General features: G+C 54.9%; 1 protein-coding gene. It reads right to left on the bottom strand.

The window, feature by feature from the left end:
- Window positions 1-697 (bottom strand): restriction endonuclease subunit S (locus tag PA6_RS23270; RefSeq protein WP_255209956.1); only part of this gene is annotated, 697 nt, incomplete at both ends.

The following is a 697-nucleotide window of genomic DNA, read 5'->3' as shown; positions in this document are numbered from 1 at the left end:
CCGCAGTCCCGCGGTCATCTTTTCTTTTGAGGGAGTTGTTCCTTTGGTGATGAATCCGCAGATATCACCTGCGGTTTTTGACGACCAGCCAACTGGAAGCGAGCTACTGGCTGGCGCCGTTGTTGCGCGTCCTTCATCAACCCAACCTACATGCTGTGTGCGCCACTCCTCCGTCAGCCTCCCGGAAACCGCTGCAGCGAGGACGGATTGGCGGAAGCGTTTGAGCAGGGCGGGGATGGCGTCGATGCGGGCTTTGAGGGTGTCGACCTGGGCCAGCAGTTCATCGAGTTTTTGGGCGATTCGGGTTTGTTCGGCGAGCGGCGGCAGCGGAATTTCATATGCCCGAATATCTGCCGATTTGACAGCAGGGTAGAGAGCACCTTGCACCTTATCGCACATCGTATTAACGAACTTTGCCGATCTGACTGCCGCGAAAATCCACCGGGGCTCAACCCCGCATGGTTGAAGTACATCGAAACCAGTCGAAGCAATGCAGTCGTTATGTTGCTCATTAATCAAGGCGACAGCATTCAGATTGGGGCGAGTCATTGAGACAATAACATCGCCCTTTTTCACTACCTTGCGAGCACGGCTGGGCGCCTCAGCTCCGGATAATCTCTGCGGCTCTGAGATTACCTTTCGGTCACGGTCAATACTCGCGATGTCGATGTAAATGAAGTCCTCATCAGGGTTAGGG

The organism is Aquipseudomonas alcaligenes NBRC 14159, from assembly GCF_000467105.1.
GTDB lineage: Bacteria > Pseudomonadota > Gammaproteobacteria > Pseudomonadales > Pseudomonadaceae > Aquipseudomonas > Aquipseudomonas alcaligenes.
The sequence above is the reverse complement of the archived record's forward strand: the minus strand, read 5'-3'. Positions and strand labels throughout refer to the sequence as shown.